We start from the raw sequence: 22782 nt of genomic DNA on the forward strand, positions 1-22782 counted from the left end.
CCTGGCGATTAACGGCGCAACAGGTCGAGCGTGCGCTCAAGCATGCGGCGCGTGCCCTCCACCATGGTCAGATTCGCCTCGTAGGACCGCTGCGCGTCGCGCATGTCCATCAGCTCGACCAGGGAGGAGACATTGGGATATTTCACATAGCCTTCGCCATCGGCCGCCGGGTGGCCGGGCTCATAGACCATGCGGAAATCTGACTCATCGAGCGTGACGTCATTCATTCGCACCAGCTCGGTGCCGACCTGACGGTCAAACTCAGACTGGAACACCGGGATCTGACGCTGATACGGATCTTCGTCCGCAGTCCGCGCCGTAGATTGAGCGTTCGCCACGTTCTCGGCGATGACCCGCATGCGCGAGGATTGCGCGCGCAGGCCCGCTGCGGAGATCTGCAGGGTTTCAGAGACGCGATCGACCATAGCCGTCTGCCTTTCTGGCGTTGCTTAAGATCACTGACCCGGCGAGCGGCTCGCCATGCGGATCATGTTCAGGCTCTTCTGATACAGGCTGAGCGCCGTCTCGAACCGCATGCGGTTGTCGTTGGCGTCGACCATCTGCTCCTCGATCACGACCGAATTGCCGTTCGAGGTGGTTTCGCTGTCGGGCGCGCGCTCGGTGCGGAACTGCCGCGAGCCGGACGCCGCGCTATCGCCGCCATAATGCATGGCGTGCGTGGTGCGCAGGCCGCCAGCGGCCTGCGCCTGGCCTGCGAGCACGCGTTCAAACTCACTGCGCGGGACATCGGATGGCGTATATCCGGGCGTGTTGGCGTTGGCCACATTCTCGGCAATCACCCGCTGGCGGGCGCCGTGATAGCCCATCGTGTCACGCAGCATGGACAAGAGCGGTATGTCGTCAGGGCGCATCGGCGCCTCCGCCAGAGTTAACTTTGCATTCATCACCCTGAGCCGAGCCGGTTAAGGAGAGCTTAACTCCCTCGCCGACTCCCGTTAGGGCTGTTGATGAGGATGCGCGCCTGCGCGTCGACCGCTCTTGCAGACAGGACGAAGCGACTTTGGACCAGCTTGATATCATACGGTATTTCGCCGCCCTGATCTTGGTGTTGGGCCTTTTAGGCGGATTCGCGGTGGTCGCCAGACGCGCGGGCTGGATGGGCCCGATGCCGATGCTGGACCGCTGGTCCACGCCGACGCGCAAGCGCCGCCTGTCCATCACGGAGACCTTGATGCTCGATCCGCGCCGCAAGGTGGTGATCGTGCGCGTGGACGACGCCGAACATGTGCTGCTTCTCGGCGCAGAGCGCGAGCAGGTGCTCGACCGCGCGCCCGCTAAAGAAGAGCCTGTTTTTGAACCGGTCGCGCCGGATACCGTCGACACGGATGCCGAAAACCCCGGCGCTTCCGTCACACGGTTGGGGCAAAGCCAATGAAGGCCGCGCGCTGGATCTATCCGGTCGTCCTGATCGCTCTGGCCTTGGGCGCTGCGTTGATCGGCGCGCCGGACGCCCATGCTGCGGCCGGGCCGGGCCTGTCGATTTCTCTGGGCGGCAATGACACGGCGCTGACCGAGCGCGTCCTGCAGATGATCGCGCTTTTGACGGTGCTGAGCCTGGCGCCGTCCATCCTGATCATGACCACAAGCTTCATCCGGATCGTGGTGGTGTTGTCGCTGCTGCGTACCGCGATCGGCCTGCAGCAAAGCCCGCCGAACGCCGTGCTGATCTCGCTATCGCTGTTTCTGACCGCCTTCATCATGTCGCCGGTTTTCACCCAGGCCTATCAGGACGGCGTGGAGCCGCTCCTGAACGGCCAGATCAGCAATCAGGAAGCCTTCACCGCCGCCGCACAGCCGGTGAAAGCCTTCATGCTCGCCCATACCCGGGAAGAAGATCTGGGGCTGTTCTTGAACATTTCCGGCGAAGAGCCTGAAACCCCGGAAGCCACGCCGGTCTATGTGGTGGCGCCCGCCTTCATGATTTCAGAATTGAGGCGCGCCTTCGAGATCGGCTTTCTGCTGTTCATCCCCTTCCTGATCATCGACCTGGTAGTGGCCAGCATCCTGATGTCCATGGGCATGATGATGCTGCCGCCCGTGATCATCTCACTGCCGTTCAAGCTGATCTTCTTCGTGCTGGTGGATGGCTGGACCCTGGTGATCGGCTCGCTGGTGCAAAGCTTCGAGCGAATGCCGCCCGGCGGCTGATCAGCTTTCAGGACCCGAAGGTTCGTCATAGCGGCCGAACCCCGCCATCAGCGCATCACTGCGCTGGACGTTGGCGATCTGCCCGACCAGAGAACTCAGGCGGCTGTCGCCCGGCGCCACAGAGCGGTTGGCCACGGTGCTGAAGGCGGCGGCGTGTTCGGTCTCACCCATCTGCCGACCATAGCGCGCAACGAGACGGTCCATGCCCGCCTCGTCCGGCACCAGCGCATAGGCGATCAGGGCGCGCAGCACATCATGGGCTTCTGCTGAGGTGAGCGCCCGGTCAGAGCGCCAGCGATCGCCCAGAAGCGCTTCCATCAGGCGCCCGGCTTCTGACCAGTTGCGCCCTTCCCAGGCGATGTCCGCCCGCAGGCGATCCGCTTCAGGTCCCTGATCATAGGCGATCAGCTCCAGCGCATGTTCGGTGCGGCCCAGCGCCGCCAGCGCGCGCGCCTGCAGGACGCGTCGCTCGTCAACCAGATCATTGGGCAGCCCGGCGATCCGGGTGCTGTCGAGCGCCCGCAGCGCGTCCGCTGGACGATTATCGATCAGATAGACCCGCGCCAGATCGGCGGCGACTTGCGCGCGCGCCAGAGAGGTCATGGTGATCCGGCGCTCAAACACCTGGTGCGCCAGAAGCTCGGACGCCGGCTCCAGCAGATCCACCTCCACCAGCCGGGCGGCGATGCGGCGCGCCATGCGCAAGCCATCCGGCCCCGGCGGCGTCAGATCCTGATGCTCATACCAGAGCGCCAGCGCCTCCATCGGGTCCATCCGATCGCCCTGCCCGTTCAGAAAGATGTCGCGGAACAGGGTTTCCAGCCGCACGCTCAACCGGCGCGCTTCAGGCGTGTTGGAAAAGCGCGAGAGCGCATTGGACATGGTGTTCAGCGCTTCGGGGAAACGACCCGCATCCGCATACACCTCGCCGAGCATGGTGGAGGCTTCCACTTCCACGTCGTCACCCCGCCAGCGAAACCGCAGGCTTTCAAGGGTTTCAACCGCCTCGTCCGGCGCCACACGATCATTGGCGAACTCCAGCCGGACTTTTTCCAGCAAGGCTCGCGCCCGCGCCGGACGCCAGTCCGAACGGCTCAGCTCATCATAAAGCGCGATGGCCTGATCAATATCGCCGGATGCGGCGGCGAGCCCGGCCTCAACCATCGCCGCTTCCGTGCGCGCTTCCAGATCGAAATCTTCGGCCGCGACCACATTGAGCAAGGGCTCCACCGCGCCAAGATCATTGGTCTTCAGCACCGCCATGGCGTGCAGCGCCGACAGGCGCGCGCGCCAGACCGGATCAAAGAAATAGATTGCCTCACGCCCCTGCTCGAACCGTCGGCGCGCCTGCGGCCAGTCCCCGAGCTGTGCGGAAACGGCGCCGCGCCAGGGTTGGGCCGCGGGATCATTGAGCAGAACAGGATGGGACAGATAGCGCTCTGCGTCTTCGTAGCGCCCGATCATATAGCTGGCGACGCCGCGCAAGGCGGCGACTTCCGGGCTGGCGTCCAGCGATGGGTTCTCCTCCACCGCCAGTTCAACCAGGCCCAGCCCTTCAGGCGCCAGCTGCCATCCCAGCTTGAAACGCGCCAGATTGAGAATCGCTGTGGGGTCGAGCTCTGACGCCCGGCGCTGCAGCACCACCATCGCATCGCGATAATCATCTTCACCGCGATACGCCGCCAGATCCAGAAAACCGGGCGTGACAGGCCGATCCAGCGACCCGGACAGGCCGGGGCTGGCCGCCCGTGTCAGCGCCAGACCGCCGGGACGGCTGAGATCGGCGCCGCCTGCGCGCACAGAGAAAGTCAGGTCATCGGCCAGAGGCTGCAACGCCACGCCTTGAGTGGAGGGCAGCATGACCGCTTCCACATACTGACGCGGTGAAATCACCCCGTATTTCTCGCCATCACTCGTCAGAACCAGAAGATCATCGCCCACAACAGGGTCAGTGACCGTGCGCACGCTGCGGGCGCCGTTGAAATTGAAGCGCAGGCGCGCGGGGCGGTTCACCCCCGTCTCGCGCGTCACGCGGATTGGCGCAGGCGGCTGGTCCACCGTTTCGCCAAAGGTCAGAACCCAGCTGGTCCCCACGGGCCGGACATCGGTCTGGGTAGAGCTCGGCGCCTCGATACGCAGGGCCGTATAGTCCGCCCCGCGCAGGACTTGATGCGTGCGAATATGGCGTCCGCCCAGCGCCGCCATCTCACCGACATCCAGCTCGGCGCTGGCGTCAAAAACCACCCAGATCGCCTGCCCCCGGCGGAACACGGCGGCGCCGGGCAGCGAGGCCCAGGGAATATTGAGCACCACATCGGTGCCGTTACGGCGCGCTTCCACCCGGACGATTCCGTCTTCAGGCACGGGATCAGGGCTCGCCTCGGCGTCAGGACGCGTCAAGACCGGCGCGTCCGGTTCGGTGGCGCTCAAAAGGGCGGCCTCAGCCCCCCCGTCTGTCGGGTCAGCGCTCTCAGCCGCGCTCGATGTCTGCGCCTCAATCTGATCGGCATAGTCTGACAGCGCCGCGAGAACCGACTCAGCGCCCCCCGCCGCGCCCATGGAGACGTCAAACACGACCCGTCCCGGCTCATCAGACCAGACCCGCGCCTCGGCGCCCGGCCCCAGCAGGAAAGCCAGCGACAGGCTGTCAGCCCGGCGTTCCGTCACAGCATCGATGAAGCGCGGCGGCGCCGCGGTCAGCGGCGCCAGGTTCAGCTCGGCGGCGCGAGAAAAGGTCAGCACGGCCCGCCCGTCCGCCTGTTCCAGCGAATAAGTCACCGCCTCGGGCCATCGAAACACGATGCGCGAATATTCCGCCGCTTCGCCAATGCGCATATCCACCGGCAAAGCAGGCGGCGGCGCGGCCGCAGCGGCGGCGGCAGCCGCCGCCTGGGCCCGCGCCTGACGCGCGCGTTCAATTTGCGCCAGCTCATAGGGGCTGACCACATCCGCCAGCGGCGCTGCGCCGGGCGGCGCGACATCAATGGCGATGATGTTGTGAGAGACAGACACCCGGCTTTCGAGCGTCCGGTTCAGCGCCAGACGCAAGGTCCGACCATCGGGATCCAGACGCGCCATGGCGAAATAGTCCGGCGCGGCGGCGGTGATGGCGGAGACGTCCGCCTCGATCGGCTCGGACAACCGGGCCACCAGAACGGCGCCAGCGGCGACTTCCGCGTCCGCGCTCAGCCCCTCGCCTTCCATTTCAGGCAGGCTGATCTGAACGCGGGCGGTCTGGCCTTGCCGGGACACGTCAATCTGCGCCGGCGACTGAGCCCACGCAGACGCCGACAGCACGGCGCCCAGCGCCGCTCCGCCAAGAAGGGCGAGCCGCTTATCCTGCCGCTGCTTCAAGGCGGGCCTCCGCTTCCGCGGTGGTTTCAGGCGGTTCGGCGCGCATGCGCAACATGAAGGTCAGCTCGGCGGCGAAGCCGGGCTCCATCTCCGCCATGACGCTGGCGAATTTACGCGCATTGGTGGTTTGCAGCTGTTCTGCGACCAGAAGCAGCGTCGTCTCGTCGGTCTCGCGCATGGACGTCAGAATGCGGGCCGCCGCATCAGGCTCGAGCTGGGAATAGACAGCGACAATGGCGTCCACTTGCTCTTGCCGGCGGTCGTCGAGCATGCCCAGCAGGCCGCGCACTTCATCGCGCAGGGCCTCAAGCTCGGTCACCCGGTCGTCCACGCGCAGCTCCGCCACAGACAGCAGCTGCTCGCGCGTATCAAGCTCGGCTTCGCGCTGATCCAGCGTCCGCCGGCGTTCGGCCAGACGACGCTCCAGACCCAGCTGGGCCGTGGTGGGCGCCGCACGCGGCGCAGGCGCGGCGGAAGGGGGCGGCGCGGCGGGCGGCGCAGGACCTTCATCCACTTCTTCTGCAGGCTCGTCTCCGCCCTCATCGCCATGCCCGTCATCGGCTGGCGGCGCAGCCGCCGCCTCGGCGCGTTCGACAAACAGGGTGGAGACCTCATCCACGAGGGACAAGGACTTCAAGCCCAGCAACCCGCCTAGCACGACGGTCAGCAGCATGAGAGGACGAACGGATTTCATGGTCAGCGAAGCGCCTTCAGCGCATTCAGGCGACGGCGTGAGCGCGTGGCTTCGGGATCTTCATCCTCGGCGCGCGGCGACTCGCGCCGGGGACGCTGGGTCAGACGCTGGGCGCTCATATCGGCTTCCCCGGACAGAAAGCGCAGTTCATCCGCCAGCTTCTGCGCGCGCTCGGTCTCCTTGCGCAGGCTTTCTCCGCCATCGCGGCTCGCACGATCAAGCGCCCCAAGGGTGGCGCGGGCGCGCTCAACCGCGTCATTCAGGGCGGAGATCGTCCCCACAAGGCCATCCTGCCCGTTGCGTAGAGCGCGCAAGCGGCGATCCACGCGCCAGCACATGACGACCGCCATGGCCAGAAGGATGCAGACAAGAGCTTCGAAAGCGAGACCGGCGAGCGTCATGAGAACCCCATCAAACTTTTCTTCGCCATCGCACTCAGCGGGCGATCCAGGCGAACCCCTATGTTGTGCCCGATTCGGCCCATATGACCGTGAGTCAGCGGAACATCATCACAGCGCAGCTCGATCAGGCCGTCCGGCCCCGCATCCAGCATCAAGGTGTCGCCGACCTTGAGATTCATCACTTCGCCCAAAGGCTTCTGCATCTCATCAAGGACCGCGCTCACCTCCATCTTGGTGGACCACAGTTCAGTGGCCAGGTGGCTTTCCCAGATATTGTCGCGGCCGAACTTCTCGCCCATGAACTGCTGCAGCAGCATTTTACGGATGGGTTCGAGCGTGGCGTACGGCAACAAGAGCTCGATGCGCCCGCCGCGATCTTCCATGTCGATGCGCAGCTTGACGAGGATCGCTGCGTTCGCAGGCCGGGCGATGGCGGCGAAGCGCGGGTTGGTCTCAACCCGGTCGAGATCGAAATCCACTTCGGTCAACGGCGCGAACGCCTGACGGGCATCGGCCAGCACCACTTCGATCATCCGCTGGACCAGCGTGCGTTCGATAGTGGTGTACGGCCGACCTTCAACGCGCATGGCCGAGGTGCCGCGCCGTCCGCCCAGCAGAACGTCCACGATCGAATAGATCAGGTTGGAGTCCACCGTCAGCAGACCGTAGTTATCGAGCTGCTTGGCGCGGAACACCGCGAGGATCGCCGGAAGCGGGATCGAGTTGAGATAATCGCCGAAACGGATGGACGAGATGTTGTCGAGACTCACTTCCACGTTGTCGGACGTGAAATTGCGCAAGCTCGTCGTCATCAGCCGCACCAGGCGGTCAAAGACGATCTCCAGCATCGGCAGGCGTTCATAGGACACCAGCGCCGAATTGATGATCGCCCGGATGCCCGAGCGCTCATTGGCGTCGTCGTCAGAAACCGAGAAGCCCAGAAGGGAGTCGATTTCTTCCTGATTGAGGATGCGTTCAGGGCCGGAAGACTGCTGGGCCGGCAGGAAGGTTTCACCATCCCCGTCGACCATGGCCTCCCATTCGGACGCCAGGTCGTCGCCGTCATCGCCCAAGGAGTCAAAGTCAGGCTGTTCGCCCGCAGCAGCGGCCTCCCATTCAGCCGCCATTGCATCCTGATCGATATCGTCGTCCAACGCAGGTCTCCGCTATTGCTGCATCACGAAACTGGGCAGCAGCACGCCGTCCACAGTCTTGGGGGCCAGCACCAGATTGGTGCGGCGGATCAACTCCATCCGAATGCGGTGTGATCCGGTCGAGCCGTCAATGTCTTCGACCCGTAAAGCGCGAAAGAAATCCACATATTCGTCGCGCAGCAGGATCTGAACGTCTTCGCGCGCCAGAAGTTCGGCCACGTCGTGGTCGGAATAGGCGAGCGCGATCTGAACTTCCAAAAGCACCGAACGGTTGTCCGGGCCGGACATGTCCACGATCAGCGGCTCTTCAAAGCGGAACAGCTCCGCCAGGTGCTCTTCGGTGGCCCCGGCGCCGTGACCGTCGCCATGACCGTCCGCAGACGCTTCGCCATGCTCCTCGCCATGCTCGCCCTCGGCGACGACCTCTTCGTCACCGCCGCCCAGGAAAAACAAGGCGCCCGCCACCCCAGCCAGAATGACGAGGATCACAGGCAAGCCGATGAAAAGGATCATCTTCTTGAGGCCGCCTTTCTTAGCTTCCTCTTCGCCCTCTTCACCTTCGGCGCTCTCTTCGCGCGTTTCGTCTTCGGTGTCTTCAGCCATGAAGCTGATTCCCTCGCCTTACGGATTCGCCCAGTACAGCCAACGATTAATCAGTGCTGCGGTTAACGATCCGTTTGGAAACGGCTTCGCTGGGCAGATTTTTCCCCTTTGTGAGGCTCGACAGGCAAGGCTGGCCGCCCAAAACCGTTGGCGCTTCAACCGCCTGTATATTTTTCAACACGTTAACCATGGCACGGTGTTTGCCATGAGTCTGGGGACGCTGCCAGAAGTCGCAGCAACCGCCTTCAGAAGGACGCCTGGCGATGGACAACACCATGCTGATCGGACTGACCCGCCAGCTGACCTTGCGTCGGCAGATGGATGTGGTCGCCAACAATATCGCCAACGCCAACACCCAGGGCTTCAAGGCCGAGCGCATGATGCTCGAGCCCGACACCTCGTATCGCGCCCGTCATCAAGACGGCCCTAACCGCGCCCAGTTCGTCGATGAATGGGCGATGGGCCGGGATTTCTCTCAGGGCTCGCTCACCAATACGGGTCGCCCGCTGGATCTGGCCTTGCAGGGCGACGGCTTCTTCATGGTGGAGATGGACGGCGTCGAGCGCTTCACCCGTGACGGCGCTTTCACCCTGAATCCTCTGGGCGAGCTGGTCGCCAGCGACGGCGCGCAAGTGCTGGACGCCGGCGGCGCACCGATCGTGCTGGACCCGACCGCCGGCCAGATCGTTATCGGCGAGACGGGCGAGATTACTCAAAACGGTCAGATCATCGCGCAAGTGGGTGTCGCCCAGTTCGCCGATCCGGGCCTGCTGACCAAGACCGGCGACAATCGCTACGCCGCGCCTGAAGACGCCGAGCGCGTGATCGAGGAGCTGCCGCAGATCAAGCAGGGGTTCCTGGAAAGCTCGAACGTGCGGCCCATGCTTGAAATCACCACCATGATGGAAGTGAGCCGCGCCTATGCGTCGGTCACCCGCATGATCAAAGACACCGACGAACTCAGCCGCAAGGCCATTGACCGCCTTGGTCGCCCATAACGCTCTATTCTGAAGGAGGCCGCAGTCATGCGCGCATTGTCCACCGCCGCCACCGGGATGGAAGCCCAGTCACTGGCCGTCGAGGTGATCTCTCACAACCTGGCCAACATGAACACGATCGCGTTCAAGCGTCAGCGCGCCGAGTTCGAAGACCTGCTCTACCAGACCGTCTCACAGCCCGGCGCCAACTCCTCGGACGCCGGCACCATCGTGCCGACGGGCGTTCAGGTGGGCCTGGGCGTCAACGCAGGGTCGGTCTATCGCATCGCCGAACAAGGCGGCCTGAGTGAAACCGGAAACAGCTATGATGTCGCGATCTCCGGATCCGGTTATTTTCGCGTCCAGATGCCTGACGGCAATGACGCCTACACCCGCGCCGGCAATTTCTCCCTGAGCCCCAACGGCGAGATCGTCACTGCGGACGGTTACTCGGTCATGCCGGGCATCGTGGTCCCCGCCGAGGCACGACAGGTGGTGATCAACACCCAAGGCCAGGTGCAGATCCTTCTGAACGGCCAGCCCGCCCCGCAAGTGGTGGGTCAGCTTGAGCTTGCGACCTTCCCCAATGAAGCCGGCCTTGAGCAGATCGGCGACAATCTGCTGCTGGAAAGCGCCGCGTCTGGCGCGCCCAATCTCGGCGCTCCAACCGATCCCGGTTTCGGTCAGGTGCGCCAGGGCTTTGTGGAAGTGTCCAATGTGGACGCCGTCACCGAGATCACGTCTCTCATCCAGGCCCAGCGCGCCTATGAGATGAACGCCCGGGTCATCACGGCCGCGGACGAGATGCTCGCAACCTCCTCCAATCTGCGCTGAGGAAAGGCTAAGCCATGCTTCGCACCCTCACTCTTATTCTGGCGCTCTCGACGGGCGCAGCGGCGGCGCAGGAGGTCAGCACGTCCGTGGTGCTCAAGGAGCGCCTGGTCAGCGCCGACGCCGTCATCACCCTGTCCGACCTGTTCGACATCACAGGCGAGGCGGGCGATGTCCAGCTCGCTCGCGCCCCGGCGCCGGGACGAGCGATTTCGCTGGACCCCGACTTTGTCCGTAACGCAGCGGCGCGTGAGGGTTTCCACTGGGCGAACGCCGGCGGCGTTTTGCGCGTCACCGTCGAACGCGAAGCGCGCACGGTCAGCGCGTCCGACATTTCCGATCTGGTTCAGGAAGCGCTCTATGTGGAGACGGGCCACGCCTATGCGGTCAACCTTTCCAACATGCGTCAGGACCTGTTCGCCCCCGCTGACGCGCTGGGCGGGCCGGAACTGATCAGCTTTGATCATGACGCCAGCTCAAACCTGTTCCGCGCCCAGATCGCGACGTATCCGGGCGGCGAGCCTCTCACCGTGGCGGGTCGGGCGCAACGGGTGACCAATGTGCCGGTGCTCAACCGCACGATTGCGCGCGGCGAGACCATCACCGCCGCAGATGTGGACTGGGTCCGCCTGCCCGAAAGTCAGGTGCGCGGCGAAATCCTGCTGGCTGAAGCCGATCTTGTCGGTATGTCCGCCAAGCGCGCCCTCAGCCCCGAACGCCCCTTGCGCAGCTTTGACGTGGAGCCGCCCATTCTGGTGGCGCGCGGCGAGCTGGTGTCCCTGGTCTATCAGGTCGGGCCGCTGATGCTGAGCGCCCAGGCCCGCGCCCTGGAAAACGGCGGCGAAGGCCAGTTCATCCGTTTTCTGAACCTGCAATCAAACCGCACGGTCGAAGCCTGGGTGGAAGCCCCTGGCCGCGCCAGTGTCCTTGGCGGCCGCAGCGCCGCACGCCCCAGCGAGTCCTGAGCCATGATGTCCAAACGCTTTTTGATGTGTAGCGCCGTTATTCTGGGCGCCCTGTCTCTGACCGCCTGCGCGACCACAGACCGCTTGTCTTATGTGGGGCAAACCCCGCCCATGAACGATATCAATAACGCTGCAGCGCTGACCGGCCAGGCGGGCGCCAACGGCCCGACGGCGGGTCAGGCGGAAGCGGCGCGACTGGCCCGCGCCCGCGCCATCGCCGAGGCGCGGGCCCAGTCCGCCAATCCCAACTCGCTATGGCGCTCAACCAACTCCACCACCTTCTTCGGCGATCCGCGCGCCGCGCATGTGGGCGATATCCTGACGGTGAGCATCGACATCGCCGACAGCGCGACCGTCTCTAATCAGACCACGCGCTCGCGCACCACGTCTGAAGACTCAAACCTGACCAACTTCTTTGGCGGGGAAGCCGCGCTCAACCAGTTCTTCAATGACGCGGTCGATCCCGCCAGCCTCGCCAGCTTCGGGTCCGCCTCATCCACCCAGGGCGCAGGCAACATCAATCGCTCTGAAAGCATTTCGATGACCGCCGCCGCGATCGTGGTGGACGTGTTGTGGAACGGCAATCTGGTGATCCATGGCCGTCAGGAAGTGCGCATCAACAACGAAGTGCGCGAGCTGCTGATTTCCGGCATTGTCCGCCCTCAGGACATCGCGGCGGACAATACGATCGATCATGAACAGATCGCCGAAGCGCGCATCTCCTATGGCGGTCGCGGCCATATCACCGAAATGCAGCGCCCGCCCGTGGGTCAGGAGCTTTATAATCTCCTCTGGCCGTTCTAGGGCAAGCGCATGACCATGACGTTCACGCGGACCGAACATGCAGACGGCCGCGTTCTCAGCATTCACATGACGGGCGTGAACACAGCCGCGCAGAGCCTCGCCAATGCGCCGAAGCTTGGCCAACGCGTGCGTGAAACCGGCTATTCGGGCCTGATCATGAATTATCAGGGCTGCCGCTTCGATCACACGGTGGGCCAGTTCACCAAGGTCGCGGAAGCCCTGAGCGAGGCCCTCCCGGCGCATGTCCGGGTCGCCTATGTCTATGATGAAAGCAACCTCATGCACGCGGCCTACATCACGCGCCTGATGAAATCTGCGGGGTTTGTCACGCGGGCGTTCGGAGACTTTGACGAGGCCCTGTTGTTTGCGGCGAATGAGAAGGGTGAGTGACTCACAGTTCCAATCACACCCTCTCATTCGATTAAGAAAGCCGAAGCACTGATTGGGACATAGTGTAGAGCGCTTTTCGCTGCCTACAGGCCTCTCCCGGAATGAGAACGTACTCACTTGAACGCATCGAGCTGCCAGAAATCGGTGTGCTGCGGTATAATATCATCGGTTTGGAGACAAACGCCGAAACGGAACCCGGTTTGGTCGCGATCTGCCAGCGACTCGATGCAGAACCTCAGTGGACTGGCGTTCTCTTTGATCATAGCCAGTCACAGATCAGCTACACGCTGACGGAATTCAATCAGCGCGTAGAGTACGCCATCCGGCATTTCCCACGGCGCGTCAAACTCGCTTACGTCTACAATCCGCGAACGCTTGTAATCTCTGCGCGAACGACAAAAATGCTCAACGCAGCGGGAATAAACGCGCAAGCTTTCTCCAACGCTGAAGAAGCGCTCGCGTTTCTCAAAAGCAATGAAAGCTGGTCGCGTCAGGTCTAGACCTGACGCTGACGCCGTTAATTATCGCGGTGCACGCGCTCGGAGCGCTCATGGCGTTCCTGGGCTTCCAGGCTGAGCGTCGCCACCGGACGTGCATCCAGACGCGCCAGAGAGATCGGCTCGCCCGTTTCCTCGCAATATCCGTACTCGTCTTCTTCGATCCGGCGAATCGCAGCTTCTATCTTGGAGATCAGCTTGCGTTGGCGATCTCGCGCCCGCAGCTCCAGCGCACGGTCGGTTTCCGTCGACGCCCGATCTGCAATATCCGGCAGCGCGCCGATATCTTCTTGAAGATTAGATAGAGTTGAACGACTCTCACGAAGGATTTCATCCTTCCAAGCCAACAACTTCCGCCGGAAATATTCTTTCTGGCGTTCATTCATGAAGGGTTCGGACTCGCTGGGACGGTACCCCGTCGGCAGCTCGATGCTTGAATCCATAACACTCATGAGACCGTCTCCGTATGCAGCCCCCGCCGGCCTGAGCGCGGCGGAGAATATCGACCGTCAAGTTCAAGTCAATCTGCTCATACGGTTACAGAGCAAATTCAACAGGACGATGATGATGATGTGACGGTCGCATCGCCCCCTCAGGCAATGCGATCAGGCGCTTAACTTGGCCAATTCGACGGCGGCGCGAATTTCCACCTCATCCAGCGCAGCTTCCAGACGCGGATCATGGGTGGCGTCGCGTCGGGTTTGCAGCGTCTCCATGAGCTTGACCAGCGTATCTCGCGGCAGGACGCCATCCAGAAGCGCCAGTTTCAGATCGTCGAGGATGTCAAGAAGTGAGAAGGCCCGCTCGGTCGCCTGGCGCTTGGCGGTCACGGCGTCGCCCGCCCCCTGGAGCGCCAGCAAGGCGTCAACAGATCCAATCGCAGACGCACCGCTCAGCGCTGACGCGGAGACTGACACGTTTGATGACGCAGCGCCCTCGGGCGAAAAACCTGAAGCTTTTGACGCTTCACCTTTGCGCTTGGCGCCAGACGCCCCTTGTACGGGCCGGGATGAATTGACCTTCATGATGCCCTTCGAGTCCTCTCAAAGCATGCGACAACTGTGCTTAATCAAACTTAATGAGTGCTTAAAGCGCTCACTCGGCAGGATTTGCCTTCGGTCCTTGCAATAAAGCGGCCCCGGCAAGGTTTTCCCAGATGCCGCTCATATATTTCAGTTATTTAGACCCCGTCAAACTGGCATGTTTCTCGCAATGAGACAGGTGTAGAAACCTGATCCGTCGGAGAACTCCGCCAGCATGACCCGCCTGTTAATCGCTTGCCTCACGCTTTTTTGCCTCGCAGCGCCGCTGGCCGAGGCCAATCCGCGAATCAAGGACATCGCGGATGTGGAAGGCGTTCGCGACAACCAGCTGGTGGGCTACGGCCTGGTGGTGGGTCTGGACGGCACCGGCGATACGCTGCGCAATGCGGTGTTCACCCGGCAGGCCCTCAACTCCATGCTGGAACGCTTCAACATCAATGTGCGTGAAGCCGATCTGCGTACCGGCAATGTGGCTGCGGTGATCGTCACCGCCGAGCTGCCGCCCTTCTCCATGCAAGGCTCGCGCGTCGACGTCACGGTGTCCGCACTGGGCGATTCAGACAGCCTTCAGGGCGGCGTGCTGATCGCCACCCCGCTGATGGCCGCCAATGGCGATGTCTACGCCGTGGCGCAAGGTTCGCTGGCTGTGGGCGGGTTCGCCGCTGAAGGCGACGGGGCCTCGATCACCCGCGGCGTGCCGACCAATGGACGGATCGCCAATGGCGGCGTCATCGAGCGTGAACTGGACTGGGACCTGGCCGGTCAGGCGCAAATCCGCCTGGCGCTGCGCAATCCCGATTTCACCACCGCGCGCCGCATGGCCCAGACCATCAACGCGTTTCTGGGCGCTGAAGCCGCCGCCGCGCAGAACCCCTCCACCGTTTCCCTGACCCGGCCGCTTTATTTTGAAGGCGACATGGTCGCCCTGATCGCCGAAGTCGAACAATTACGCGTCGAAACCGATATGCGCGCCCGCGTGGTGATCGACGAATCCACCGGCACCATCGTGATGGGTGAAGATGTGCGCGTCTCCACCGTCGCTATCGCGCAAGGCGGACTGACCATCACCGTCACCGAGAGCCCGCAAGTCAGCCAGGCTCTGCCGTTCGCGGATGGTGGTGAAACGGTGGAAGTCCCGCGCACCAATGTCAGCGTGGAAGAGGAATTGCGCGAAATGGGCGTGCTCAACGGCACGGTCAGCCTGCGCGAGCTCGTGGATGGTCTGAACGCCCTGGGCGTCAGCCCGCGCGACATGATCACCATCCTGCAAAGCATCAAGGCGGCCGGCGCGCTGCAAGCTGAAATCGAGGTGCTGTAATGGACGGATTGCTTGACGCCCAGATGCAGAACGCGCTGCTCGCAGCGCGCGGCCCTGCGTCCACATCCCGTTCGACCGCCGGCCAGACGCCAGACCAGATCCGCAAGACGGCGGAAGACTTCGAAGCGGTCTTCCTGTCCCAGATGATGGAGCAGATGCTGGGCGAGACCACCGAGTCGAGCTTTGGCGGCGGTCCGGGCGAGAACGCCTTCAAATCCATGCTCAATGAAGAATACGCCAAGGTGATGGCCAAGGCGGGCGGCATCGGTCTGGCCGATTCCGTCATGCGCGAAATGCTGGCCATGCAAGAACAAGGAGGCGCGTGATGACTGAACTGGCGGCTGCAAACCCGACCGAACGCGCCCAGGCGCTGATCCAGCTGACCGGTCGGCTGACGGAACTGCTCGATCAGGAAACCGAGCTGTTTGACGCTCACATGCCTCACAAGGCGGTCGAGTTTCAGGCCGAGAAGACCAAGCTCGCAACGCTCTATCGCACGGAAACCAAGCTGGCGAGCAAGGACCGCTCGCGCTTGAGCGGCGTTGATCCCGAGCTAAAGGCCAAACTGAAGATCTCAACCCGGGTCTTCGAAGACGCCCTGGCGCGCAATGGCGCTGCGGTTGAAGCGCTGAAAGTGCTGACTGAAGGCCTGGTCAAAGCCATCGCAGATGAAGCTGCGCGCCAGCAGCAGACTCAAGTCGGCTACGGCCCCGGCGTCAAATCAGGCGGCGTCTCCGCCCTCGCCTATAACCAGACGGTCTGATCTGAAGGTCGTGCCAGAAAAAACCCCGGAGCAGCGCTCCGGGGTTTTTTATACGTCGGGAATACAAGGCCTTAGAACCTAGAACAGGCCCAGCGTGCTGCCGCCGCCGCCATTCACAAGGCGGTCCAGGCCCGCTTGATAGTTAGACACCTGGGCCGTCAGATAAGACGGAACCGTGCCGCCGCGCTTGCCCGCCTGCGGCCCGTCCAGAAGCGCCTTCAGCGCCGGATCCGTGGTCAGGTCGCGGTAAGCGCGCTGGATCACCGATTGCGCCTTGGACAAGGCTTCCAGAGCTTTCGCGGCGCTGTCCTTGTCTGTGATCGACAGGGAGGTGGGCAGTTCCAGCGCAAAAATCTCGGGCGCGTCAGACGTGCTGTCCTTGTCCAGAAGCGACGCCTTGCCGATGATCGCGCCCTCGGGCAAACCCAACCCATTCAGCGCGTCACGACCGTCATCCCCGGCGAACAGCTCGATCTTCACGCCTTCCTTGGGCTTGATGCGCAGCATGTCGCCATTGGCGGAGCGGCGCACGTCCGAATTGCCGTCCAGCACCAGCACAGCGTTCAGCTTGAAGGTCAGAGACCGCATGGTCTCGTCATCATCAATGGTGATTTTCTTTTTCCGGCCGCCATCCACTGAGATGAAGAAATGATCGCCTTCGCGCACGCTCGAGCGCGCGGTGATCACGCGGCTGTCCGCATAGCGCACTTCGCCGGTGGGGAAGCCGAGCTTGTCGAGCGCATTATCGCCCGTGGGATCGACCACCACGGCATTGGCTTCCGCCAGGCCGCCCCGGCCAGACAATTGCTGGGTGAACGTGACCGCGCCGCTGGTCGTGTCCAGACCCGCGACAAAGGCGTTGCGGGCGCCGTTCTGGGTCTGCCCCGGCAGCGCGCCAGAGGTCTTGCCCGCTATGTAGGCCACGCCATTGCTGACCGTCACAGAGGTTGCGGAATTGTCCTCCGCAGAGCCCAGGAAGGTGGTGAAATCGACACTGGCGGTCGGACCGTCAGAGATTTTGACCAGCACGGCATCACGGCCGCCGGCGTTCGCCTCGATCGGCGCACTGGGCGAGAAGGCTGCGCCCGCAGCGCCCGCCAGATAGATCGCGCCGTCATCAGCCACCGTGATCTCGCCGATACGGCCACCGTCCAGATCACCGAGATCAAGCGTCCAGACCGGCGCGCCGGTTCCGTCATCGCCCGCTGCGTATTTGGTCAGCACAGCGCTGCCGTTCACTTCGCTGGCCACGATAAGCCCGCCATCCGCCGCTTGGGCGATGGATTTGGCGGTGTCATTCTCAGCGCTGGCGCCAGCGGCGCGCGTATACAGGATCGCGCCGTTTTCATCGAGCGCGCGCAGATACCCGTCCGTCTTGCCCGCATTGACCACGCCGCCCACCGGCGCGCTGGTCTGACCGGCCACATAGATCGTGCCGTCCGCGCCGACGCTCACTGCGGTCGCTTCATCATCCTTGTTGCTGCCAAAGCGCTTGGTCCATTGCTCGACGCCGTCGGCGGAGAATTTGGAGACCAGGGAATCCGTGCCGCCAAGCTCGGTCGTGTCGCCCAAAGCGCCCTCGACGGAGCCCGCCACCACAACATTGCCGTTGGCGTCCAGCGCGATTGAAGCGCCTTCCGCCGTGCCGCCAGAGCCCAAAGTGCGCGCCCAGACCTGTTTTCCGGTGGTGTCATAGCGCATCAGGATCAAATCCTGCTCGCCCTTTATCGACTGCCCGGCCAGACCGTTCTCAGCATGGCCGACCACATAAAGACCACCATCAGCGCCCTGTACGGAATCCAGAATGCGCAGCGGATTGCTCTCTGTCTTGGTGCGGGTTTCGGTTTCGCCCTCTTCCCCGCCCGGCACGGCCACATCAGACGTGGTCACGCTGCCATCCGCGTCGATGCGGCGCATGAACGCGGCGTCGCCGCCATTGGCGATATCGACATATTTGGTCAGCTGGCCGCCGGCACCCTCGGTATCGCCAGACACGCCGGCCATATAGACCGCCGGATTGCCGGTCGCAGGCGCAAAGCTCAGGGTCTCGGTCAGAATACCCTTGATCTTGAATCCGAAATTATCGCCGGGAATGATCCCGTTCTCGTCTTCCTCGCCGATCTTCACCCGCTCGATCCGGCTGAGCATGCCAGCGTTTTCAAGCTCGGTGTTGATGAAAGCGGCGACATTGTCGAGCGTGCGCGGGGTCGCGCCCATATTGGCCAGATCAATGGCCACAGGCGTGGTCGCGCCGGACTTCTTCACGCTGATGGTGAAGGAGACATCACCCTGAAACCCGTCCACTTCAGCATCAAAAGCGCCAGAGTGAACGATGGGCGTCACATATTCAGAGATGCCGCGGGAGATCGCCAGGCTGCTTTCCGCCTTGGACAATTCCTCGCCTTTCAGCACCGTCACCCCTTCAAGGGAGAGATCGCCGAAGAAACTGTTGAGCTGGTTCAGGCCTTCCTGAAAACGACGGTCGAGAAAATCGCGACGGCTGTCCAGCGTGCCCTTTTCAGCGGCTTCCGAACCCAGAGCCTGCAAGCGGCGCAGCCCCTGATACATGGCGAAAAGCTGTTTCTCGTCCTCGCCCACATCCAGGCTGGCGAAATCACCGAGCTTCTTGTCAAAGAAGACGCCGTCCGCCAGCGCGCTGCGCTTGAGAACGTCGAGCGCTTCGATCTCGCCGCGCGCATCCCAGGGCGGCAGAACATCACTGGAGGAAGACCGGTTGGGATTTTGGGCATTGGACGCAGACTGGGAGAACGCTGTCGTGCGTGACAGCGCCGTTGCATTCTGCGCGCCATACCAGGCGCTGAGAAGATTGGACGAAATGACCATGGCCTTCGGCCCGAACCCTTAAAGCTCGATACACCTTTTGCATCGACTCGCAGACTAGCGCTCGACCTGCAAACAAACCGTTAGGATTTAAGGTGAACGAACCGCCACCTTTTCAAGCGGCGAAGGGAAACCGCATGGGCCGCGTTTCAACGCTGGCGCGCTCTGGCGAAACCAGTCGGGCATAATCGACGCGGTCCGCGTTCAGCTCACTCAGATCAGGGCGCCGCAAGCATAACGCCGCCATCTCGGCCGCGGTCGCCGTCAGGGCTTTGTCGCCCAGCTCTGCAAACATCGCCTGCAGAAAAGCGGCGTCCTCGGGCGTCTCCAGCATCCAGCGCAAATGCTCCAGCCCGCCGCCGGGGCCCGTCAGATTGGCGCGCGTGAGATCGGGATTGCGTCGCATCCAGCCCGTCACCGAGCGCCGCTCAGCCAGCGTGTCCGCCTTGCGATCCGCTTCGTCGAGCAACAGGGCGGAAAAGGCCTCGCAATCCAGCCCGTGCGGGAAGCGCGCCGGCATGGTGTTGGACGCGTAATCGGCGCGCGCATCCGTCAACAAGGCCAACACGCCGCCAGCAATGACAGGGTCAATCACCGGGCACTGGCTGGTGAGCCGCACCACGATGGATGCGCCAGCCTCGCGCGCCGCCTGCGCCACAAGCCCCAAGGGATCCGCGGCAGGTCCGCGCACCACCATGACGGCGCAATCGCACGCCTCTTCAGCGATCAGATCATGGTCACGATCATCGGGGACGGCGCAGACCACCATATCAACGCCCGGGATGTGGCGGGCGCGCTCAAGCCCGCACGCCAGGGCAGACCGATCACCGAGATAGACAAGCTCGCGATCCGCAAGGGCGCTGGGTCCGCTGCCGGCCTGAACGATCACAGTCGCGCCCATCATGTCCCCCGAGGCTGGAAAGCTGTCGCCCTCTTCGAATCCGAGTATGGATTTACCGCGCCTAACGGGCCGTTAACCGACACCGCGGATCGTGGCGTCAAGAATGTGTCCATGACCCATGGAAAGTCATCTAGATGAGCCAGCCCCCAAAGACCTCGAAAACCGCGGACGATGATGTCAACCGCCTGTTTCTGGGGCGAGATTTTCGTAGTCCGCGGATTGATCTGAATGGCAAGACCATCCTGATCACCGGCGGAACGGGGTCGTTTGGCCATCATTTCGTCCAGACCGTGATCAACGAATACAAGCCCAAAAAGCTGATCGTGTTCTCGCGCGACGAACTCAAACAGTACGAGATGGCGCAGCGCTTCAGCCCGGAAGAGCACCGCTTCATGCGCTACTTCATCGGCGATGTGCGCGATGAGGGCCGACTGGACATGGCGATGCGCGGGGTCGACGTGGTGGTCCACGCCGCCGCGCTCAAGCATGTCCCGATTGCGGAATACAATCCGTTCGAATGCATGCGAACCAATGTGTTCGGCGCAGAAAATGTGGTGCGCGCGGCCATCAAGCGCGGGGTGCAGCATGTGTGCGCCCTGTCGACGGACAAGGCCGCCAGCCCGATCAACCTTTATGGCGCCTCCAAGCTGGCGTCCGACAAGATCTTCACCGCCGCCCAGCATATGGGCGGCGAAGACGGGCCAACCTTCTCGGTTGTGCGTTATGGCAATGTGGTCGGCTCACGCGGCTCGGTCGTGCCGTTCTTCAAGAAGCTTGTCGCTGAGGGCGCGGACCATCTGCCCATCACCGATCCGCGCATGACCCGGTTCTGGATCACCCTGGAACAGGGCGTGAATTTCGTCTTGTCCGCGCTGGAAATGGCCAAGGGCGGCGAAGTCTTCGTGCCGAAGATTCCGTCCATGAGCACGGTGGATCTGGCGCGCTCGATCGCGCCTAACCTGCCCCACAAGATGGTGGGTATCCGCCCCGGCGAGAAATTGCACGAAGTCATGGTGCCCGAGGATGATTCTCGCTCCACGGTGGAGCTGGAGGATCGCTATGTGATCTTGCCGCACAGTTCCGAACGGCTGCGCGCGGAATGGTTCGCCGACGGCGCCGTACCGGTCCCAGAAGGGTTTGAGTATCAGTCTGACTCCAATCCCGAACGTCTGGATGCCCGCACGCTCCAGAACATTCTCAATGAAAAACTTGCCCTGAAGGCCTGATCCATGACCCATGATCCCGTGAACACCTGGTCGGGCGAGTTCGGCGACGAATACACCCAGCGCTGCAGCCCCGAAGAGTTCCGCATCCGCGCCCGCACCCGTCTGTGGTCGCGCTGGCTGGACGCCTTCGGGACGCGCGAGCCCCAGACCATTTGCGAGGTTGGCTGCAATCTGGGCCTGAACCAGCGCGCGCTTCAACGCCTCAGCGATGCTGAATTGTTCGCGGTGGAGCCCAATGACAGCGCGCGCGAAACCCTGATCAAGGATGGCGTGCTGCCTGAGAGTCATATCCGTGCGGGCCGGGGCGAGGATTTGCCCTTTGACGATTCAAGCATGGATCTGGTGTTCACCAACGGCGTTCTGATCCACGTCCACCCCGACAATCTCGGCCAGGTGGCCGACGAGATGTATCGCGTCTCCAAGCGCTTCATCCTGGTCTCGGAATACTTCAATCCCGACCCGGTCGAGCTCGTTTATCGCGGCATGACCGACCATTTGTGGAAGCGCGACTTCGCCGGCTTCTTCCTGGATCGCTTCAAGGGTCTGGAAGTGGTGGCGGACGGGTTCAGCTGGAAGCGCACCAGCAATCTGGACAACCCGACCTGGGCGTTGATGGAAAAACGGCCCGCCTAGAGCCCCAAAACCGCTTTCAAGGCTGAAACCACGCGCGCCGGATCATCATCGGACATCGCCGGATAGAGCGGCAAGGACAGCGTGCGCGCATAGTGGCGCTCGGCGCCCGGCAAGGTCTGCTCGCCATACAACGCTTTGTAATACGGGTGATGATGAACCGGGATGTAGTGAACCTGCGTTCCGATCCCCTGATCTTTCAGGGCCATCATGACATCGGCGCGACTCTGGCCGGCAGCGCAAAAATCAATCCGTACATTATACAGATGGCGGCAGGGATCGACGCCTGCGCGCCCCGCCGGCGGCTGCACCAGCGGCGCCAACTCTGACAGGGCCGCATCATAAACGGACGCCAACAGACGACGGCGCTGCGCAAAACGCGAGAGCTTGTTGAGCTGGGACAATCCCAGCGCCGCGTTGATGTCGGGCATGCGGTAATTCCAGCCCAACGCCTGCATTTCATACCACCAGGGTTCTGTCGCCCCCTCCGCGCGTTCAAACCGGTCCGGCTCACGCACAACGCCATGAGACCGCGCATGGGCGACCCGGTCGGCGATCTCAGGGTTTTGCGTGGTGACCATGCCCCCTTCCCCGCACGCCAGCGTCTTGACCGGATGAAACGAGAAGACCGCAGCATCCGAATACGGGCACGCCCCAACAGGCGCGCCTGTCTCATCCAGACTGCCCACAGCGTGAGACGCGTCCTCAACGACTGACAGGCCATGATCGTGCGCCAGTGCGCTGAGCGCGGGCATGTCGCAGGCAACGCCCGCCAGATGGACCGGCGCGATCAGGCGCGCCCGCCCCTGGGACCGCTGCAGCGCCTCGGCCAGGGTCTCAGGCGACATCAGGCCCGTGTCGGGGTCCACATCCGCAATCACCACATCCGCGCCGCAATACCGGGCGGCGTTGGCGGTCGCGACAAAAGTCAGCGCCGGAACGATGGCGCAATCGCCCGGCCCCAGCCCCAGGGCGTCATAGGCGAGATGCAGCCCCGCCGTCGCCGAATGGCAGCTGAGCGCATGGGGCGCCGAGACGGCCTGCGCGAACGCCGCCTCAAAGGCGTCGACCCTTGGGCCGGTGGTCAGGAAGTCAGAGGTCAGACAAGCGGTGACCGCAGCGATGTCGTCATCGTCGATCCATTGCCGACCATATGGCAAAAACCCGTCGCTCATGCATCCGCTCCCTGAGTTTACCCGACACTGTGCTGAGTCCGCGCCC

Annotated in this window: 25 protein-coding genes; 13 read left to right on the forward strand and 12 right to left on the reverse strand. The window is 63.1% G+C overall.

Annotated elements, in window-relative coordinates:
- Positions 1-8: 8 nt before the first annotated feature.
- On the reverse strand, positions 9-425 hold the full coding sequence (flgC, locus tag B3M53_RS12290; protein ID WP_022699962.1) for a flagellar basal body rod protein FlgC: 417 nt from the start codon (positions 423-425) through the stop codon (positions 9-11).
- Between the two features lie 30 nt (positions 426-455).
- A complete protein-coding gene (flgB, locus tag B3M53_RS12295) occupies positions 456-872 on the reverse strand; it encodes a flagellar basal body rod protein FlgB (protein WP_028284484.1) in 417 nt (138 codons plus the stop codon).
- Positions 873-1021: 149 nt separating this feature from the next.
- Between flgB and B3M53_RS12300 the strand changes: the two genes are divergently transcribed.
- Both B3M53_RS12300 and fliP read left to right on the forward strand, forming a co-directional pair.
- Positions 1022-1396, forward strand: coding sequence for a flagellar biosynthetic protein FliO (locus tag B3M53_RS12300; RefSeq protein WP_022699964.1), 375 nt, complete (start codon positions 1022-1024; stop codon positions 1394-1396).
- Positions 1393-2169 carry a flagellar type III secretion system pore protein FliP gene (gene fliP, locus B3M53_RS12305; protein WP_022699965.1) on the forward strand — a complete coding sequence of 259 codons (777 nt, stop codon included), beginning with the start codon at positions 1393-1395 and terminating at the stop codon, positions 2167-2169. Before B3M53_RS12300 ends, fliP begins: the two co-directional genes overlap by 4 nt.
- Here the strand turns inward: fliP and B3M53_RS12310 are convergent, their stop codons facing one another.
- The 5 genes from B3M53_RS12310 to B3M53_RS12330 all read right to left on the reverse strand — a co-directional run bounded on the left by B3M53_RS12310 (position 2170) and on the right by B3M53_RS12330 (position 8375).
- Positions 2170-5523 (reverse strand): tetratricopeptide repeat protein, encoded by a 3354-nt coding sequence (locus B3M53_RS12310; RefSeq protein ID WP_273019332.1) that lies wholly within the window; start codon positions 5521-5523, stop codon positions 2170-2172.
- Positions 5504-6217 (reverse strand): MotE family protein, encoded by a 714-nt coding sequence (locus B3M53_RS12315; RefSeq protein WP_022699967.1) that lies wholly within the window; start codon positions 6215-6217, stop codon positions 5504-5506. The genes B3M53_RS12310 and B3M53_RS12315 overlap by 20 nt, the downstream gene beginning before the upstream one ends.
- A gap of 2 nt (positions 6218-6219) precedes the next feature.
- The gene (locus B3M53_RS12320) at positions 6220-6618 is read right to left on the reverse strand and encodes a DUF6468 domain-containing protein (RefSeq protein ID WP_273019331.1); all 399 of its coding nucleotides are present in this window, start codon (positions 6616-6618) and stop codon (positions 6220-6222) included.
- Positions 6615-7649: a flagellar motor switch protein FliM gene (gene fliM / locus B3M53_RS12325; protein WP_375550199.1), complete on the reverse strand. Its 1035-nt coding sequence runs from the start codon at positions 7647-7649 to the stop codon at positions 6615-6617. Before fliM ends, B3M53_RS12320 begins: the two co-directional genes overlap by 4 nt.
- Positions 7650-7784: 135 nt before the next feature.
- Entirely contained in the window at positions 7785-8375 is a 591-nt protein-coding gene (locus B3M53_RS12330) for a flagellar basal body-associated FliL family protein (protein ID WP_273019330.1), read from the reverse strand.
- A gap of 263 nt (positions 8376-8638) precedes the next feature.
- On the opposite strand from B3M53_RS12330, the gene flgF reads away from it, so the two are divergent.
- The 6 genes from flgF to B3M53_RS12360 all read left to right on the forward strand — a co-directional run bounded on the left by flgF (position 8639) and on the right by B3M53_RS12360 (position 12842).
- Complete coding sequence (gene flgF / locus B3M53_RS12335) at positions 8639-9373, forward strand: flagellar basal-body rod protein FlgF (RefSeq protein ID WP_022699971.1); 735 nt, start codon at positions 8639-8641, stop codon at positions 9371-9373.
- Positions 9374-9400: 27 nt separating this feature from the next.
- Positions 9401-10186: a flagellar basal-body rod protein FlgG gene (gene flgG / locus B3M53_RS12340; protein ID WP_022699972.1), complete on the forward strand. Its 786-nt coding sequence runs from the start codon at positions 9401-9403 to the stop codon at positions 10184-10186.
- A gap of 14 nt (positions 10187-10200) precedes the next feature.
- Positions 10201-11148 (forward strand): flagellar basal body P-ring formation chaperone FlgA, encoded by a 948-nt coding sequence (gene flgA / locus B3M53_RS12345; protein ID WP_273019328.1) that lies wholly within the window; start codon positions 10201-10203, stop codon positions 11146-11148.
- A gap of 3 nt (positions 11149-11151) precedes the next feature.
- Positions 11152-11952: a flagellar basal body L-ring protein FlgH gene (gene flgH / locus B3M53_RS12350; RefSeq protein WP_160092296.1), complete on the forward strand. Its 801-nt coding sequence runs from the start codon at positions 11152-11154 to the stop codon at positions 11950-11952.
- Between the two features lie 9 nt (positions 11953-11961).
- Positions 11962-12342, forward strand: coding sequence for a hypothetical protein (locus B3M53_RS12355; protein ID WP_022699975.1), 381 nt, complete (start codon positions 11962-11964; stop codon positions 12340-12342).
- Between the two features lie 101 nt (positions 12343-12443).
- Positions 12444-12842, forward strand: coding sequence for a hypothetical protein (locus tag B3M53_RS12360; RefSeq protein ID WP_022699976.1), 399 nt, complete (start codon positions 12444-12446; stop codon positions 12840-12842).
- A 17-nt stretch (positions 12843-12859) separates the two neighbouring features.
- On the opposite strand, the gene dksA is transcribed toward B3M53_RS12360, so the two are convergent.
- Both dksA and B3M53_RS12370 read right to left on the reverse strand, forming a co-directional pair.
- Positions 12860-13282 (reverse strand): RNA polymerase-binding protein DksA, encoded by a 423-nt coding sequence (gene dksA / locus B3M53_RS12365; protein ID WP_022699977.1) that lies wholly within the window; start codon positions 13280-13282, stop codon positions 12860-12862.
- Positions 13283-13444: 162 nt separating this feature from the next.
- Complete coding sequence (locus B3M53_RS12370) at positions 13445-13864, reverse strand: flagellar assembly protein FliX (protein ID WP_160092297.1); 420 nt, start codon at positions 13862-13864, stop codon at positions 13445-13447.
- 232 nt (positions 13865-14096) lie between these two features.
- Between B3M53_RS12370 and B3M53_RS12375 the strand changes: the two genes are divergently transcribed.
- From B3M53_RS12375 to B3M53_RS12385, 3 genes are read left to right on the forward strand one after another with little or no spacing between them, the layout of a single operon-like run.
- The gene (locus tag B3M53_RS12375; RefSeq protein WP_022699979.1) at positions 14097-15200 is read left to right on the forward strand and encodes a flagellar basal body P-ring protein FlgI; all 1104 of its coding nucleotides are present in this window, start codon (positions 14097-14099) and stop codon (positions 15198-15200) included.
- On the forward strand, positions 15200-15526 hold the full coding sequence (locus tag B3M53_RS12380; RefSeq protein ID WP_022699980.1) for a rod-binding protein: 327 nt from the start codon (positions 15200-15202) through the stop codon (positions 15524-15526). The genes B3M53_RS12375 and B3M53_RS12380 overlap by 1 nt, the downstream gene beginning before the upstream one ends.
- Positions 15526-15963 (forward strand): flagellar basal-body protein FlbY, encoded by a 438-nt coding sequence (locus B3M53_RS12385; protein ID WP_273019326.1) that lies wholly within the window; start codon positions 15526-15528, stop codon positions 15961-15963. The genes B3M53_RS12380 and B3M53_RS12385 overlap by 1 nt, the downstream gene beginning before the upstream one ends.
- Before the next feature lie 78 nt (positions 15964-16041).
- On the opposite strand, the gene B3M53_RS12390 is transcribed toward B3M53_RS12385, so the two are convergent.
- Positions 16042-18807: a hypothetical protein gene (locus B3M53_RS12390; protein ID WP_273019325.1), complete on the reverse strand. Its 2766-nt coding sequence runs from the start codon at positions 18805-18807 to the stop codon at positions 16042-16044.
- Between the two features lie 112 nt (positions 18808-18919).
- The gene (locus B3M53_RS12395; RefSeq protein WP_028284486.1) at positions 18920-19705 is read right to left on the reverse strand and encodes a glycosyltransferase family protein; all 786 of its coding nucleotides are present in this window, start codon (positions 19703-19705) and stop codon (positions 18920-18922) included.
- A 134-nt stretch (positions 19706-19839) separates the two neighbouring features.
- On the opposite strand from B3M53_RS12395, the gene pseB reads away from it, so the two are divergent.
- Positions 19840-20931, forward strand: coding sequence for a UDP-N-acetylglucosamine 4,6-dehydratase (inverting) (gene pseB / locus B3M53_RS12400; protein WP_022699984.1), 1092 nt, complete (start codon positions 19840-19842; stop codon positions 20929-20931).
- Positions 20932-20934: 3 nt separating this feature from the next.
- Entirely contained in the window at positions 20935-21564 is a 630-nt protein-coding gene (locus B3M53_RS12405) for a pseudaminic acid biosynthesis-associated methylase (protein WP_022699985.1), read from the forward strand.
- Here B3M53_RS12405 and pseC read toward each other — a convergent pair.
- A complete protein-coding gene (gene pseC, locus B3M53_RS12410) occupies positions 21561-22736 on the reverse strand; it encodes a UDP-4-amino-4,6-dideoxy-N-acetyl-beta-L-altrosamine transaminase (RefSeq protein ID WP_273019324.1) in 1176 nt (391 codons plus the stop codon). The two genes, B3M53_RS12405 and pseC, sit on opposite strands and share 4 nt — an antisense overlap.
- Positions 22737-22782 lie beyond the last annotated feature (46 nt).

Origin of the sequence: Oceanicaulis sp. UBA2681, from assembly GCF_002354675.1 — a bacterium.
GTDB classification, from domain to species: domain Bacteria; phylum Pseudomonadota; class Alphaproteobacteria; order Caulobacterales; family Maricaulaceae; genus Oceanicaulis; species Oceanicaulis alexandrii.

What these genes read in the sequence shown, in the direction of transcription:
- B3M53_RS12355 (WP_022699975.1), top strand. Translation starts at nt 11,962, where the DNA reads ATGACCATGACGTTCACGCGGACCGAACATGCAGACGGCCGCGTTCTC.
- B3M53_RS12360 (WP_022699976.1), top strand. Translation starts at nt 12,444, where the DNA reads ATGAGAACGTACTCACTTGAACGCATCGAGCTGCCAGAAATCGGTGTG.
- flgB (WP_028284484.1), bottom strand. Translation starts at nt 872, where the DNA reads ATGCGCCCTGACGACATACCGCTCTTGTCCATGCTGCGTGACACGATG.
- fliM (WP_375550199.1), bottom strand. Translation starts at nt 7,649, where the DNA reads ATGGTCGACGGGGATGGTGAAACCTTCCTGCCGGCCCAGCAGTCTTCC.
- B3M53_RS12380 (WP_022699980.1), top strand. Translation starts at nt 15,200, where the DNA reads ATGGACGGATTGCTTGACGCCCAGATGCAGAACGCGCTGCTCGCAGCG.
- dksA (WP_022699977.1), bottom strand. Translation starts at nt 13,282, where the DNA reads ATGGATTCAAGCATCGAGCTGCCGACGGGGTACCGTCCCAGCGAGTCC.
- flgA (WP_273019328.1), top strand. Translation starts at nt 10,201, where the DNA reads ATGCTTCGCACCCTCACTCTTATTCTGGCGCTCTCGACGGGCGCAGCG.
- B3M53_RS12315 (WP_022699967.1), bottom strand. Translation starts at nt 6,217, where the DNA reads ATGAAATCCGTTCGTCCTCTCATGCTGCTGACCGTCGTGCTAGGCGGG.
- flgH (WP_160092296.1), top strand. Translation starts at nt 11,152, where the DNA reads ATGATGTCCAAACGCTTTTTGATGTGTAGCGCCGTTATTCTGGGCGCC.
- pseB (WP_022699984.1), top strand. Translation starts at nt 19,840, where the DNA reads ATGAGCCAGCCCCCAAAGACCTCGAAAACCGCGGACGATGATGTCAAC.
- B3M53_RS12320 (WP_273019331.1), bottom strand. Translation starts at nt 6,618, where the DNA reads ATGACGCTCGCCGGTCTCGCTTTCGAAGCTCTTGTCTGCATCCTTCTG.
- flgC (WP_022699962.1), bottom strand. Translation starts at nt 425, where the DNA reads ATGGTCGATCGCGTCTCTGAAACCCTGCAGATCTCCGCAGCGGGCCTG.
- B3M53_RS12330 (WP_273019330.1), bottom strand. Translation starts at nt 8,375, where the DNA reads ATGGCTGAAGACACCGAAGACGAAACGCGCGAAGAGAGCGCCGAAGGT.
- fliP (WP_022699965.1), top strand. Translation starts at nt 1,393, where the DNA reads ATGAAGGCCGCGCGCTGGATCTATCCGGTCGTCCTGATCGCTCTGGCC.
- B3M53_RS12370 (WP_160092297.1), bottom strand. Translation starts at nt 13,864, where the DNA reads ATGAAGGTCAATTCATCCCGGCCCGTACAAGGGGCGTCTGGCGCCAAG.
- B3M53_RS12390 (WP_273019325.1), bottom strand. Translation starts at nt 18,807, where the DNA reads ATGGTCATTTCGTCCAATCTTCTCAGCGCCTGGTATGGCGCGCAGAAT.
- pseC (WP_273019324.1), bottom strand. Translation starts at nt 22,736, where the DNA reads ATGAGCGACGGGTTTTTGCCATATGGTCGGCAATGGATCGACGATGAC.
- flgG (WP_022699972.1), top strand. Translation starts at nt 9,401, where the DNA reads ATGCGCGCATTGTCCACCGCCGCCACCGGGATGGAAGCCCAGTCACTG.
- B3M53_RS12395 (WP_028284486.1), bottom strand. Translation starts at nt 19,705, where the DNA reads ATGGGCGCGACTGTGATCGTTCAGGCCGGCAGCGGACCCAGCGCCCTT.
- flgF (WP_022699971.1), top strand. Translation starts at nt 8,639, where the DNA reads ATGGACAACACCATGCTGATCGGACTGACCCGCCAGCTGACCTTGCGT.
- B3M53_RS12405 (WP_022699985.1), top strand. Translation starts at nt 20,935, where the DNA reads ATGACCCATGATCCCGTGAACACCTGGTCGGGCGAGTTCGGCGACGAA.
- B3M53_RS12375 (WP_022699979.1), top strand. Translation starts at nt 14,097, where the DNA reads ATGACCCGCCTGTTAATCGCTTGCCTCACGCTTTTTTGCCTCGCAGCG.
- B3M53_RS12385 (WP_273019326.1), top strand. Translation starts at nt 15,526, where the DNA reads ATGACTGAACTGGCGGCTGCAAACCCGACCGAACGCGCCCAGGCGCTG.